Origin of the sequence: Streptomyces botrytidirepellens (genome assembly GCF_003721215.1) — a bacterium.
Lineage (GTDB): Bacteria > Actinomycetota > Actinomycetes > Streptomycetales > Streptomycetaceae > Streptomyces > Streptomyces himastatinicus.
Genome location: NZ_RIBZ01000337.1, coordinates 1 through 522 on the forward strand (window position 1 = coordinate 1; position 522 = coordinate 522).

Here is a 522-nt window from a genome sequence, read left to right on the forward strand (position 1 = left end):
CGGAGCGCGCCGAGCGCTCCGACGCCGCCGGAACGGGCGCGGACTCCGCGCTGCCGCGGCGGCTGCCGCGCCGGGCGCCTGCCGGGACCGACGGCCCTGGCGGAAACGGGAACGGGAACGGGAACGGCACCAGCGGAAACGGCACCAACGGGACCGGCCGTCCCGGCCCGGTCGGCAAGGACGCACCGGAGGAGTCCCGCAACGGACCGCCGCCCCTGCCGTCCAGGCCGTCCGCGCGGGACAGGGCGCCGGCGGACGGACCGGCCGCCCAGGACGCCCAGAAGGCCCGTCAGTCCGGGCCCGGCCTGGTGCCGCCGCAGCGGTCCGGACCGGACCAGCAGGGCGCCCCCCGCTCGCCGTGGTTCGCGCCGCCCGCATCGGACGCCGACGACGCGGCGCCGACGTCGGCGGCTCCCCGTCCTCCGTCCGCGGGCGCCCGGCCCTCGTCGGCGAGCCCCCGCCCCCAGGGGTCCTCGCGCCTCTTCACCCCGCCCGGTCAGCAGTCGGAGCCCGCGCCGGGCC

The 522-nt window shown here is 81.2% G+C and carries 1 pseudogene; it reads left to right on the forward strand.

The annotated features are described in order from the left end of the window. Positions 1 to 522 (forward strand): annotated as a pseudogene (locus EEJ42_RS51205) (hypothetical protein); the annotation flags it as partial.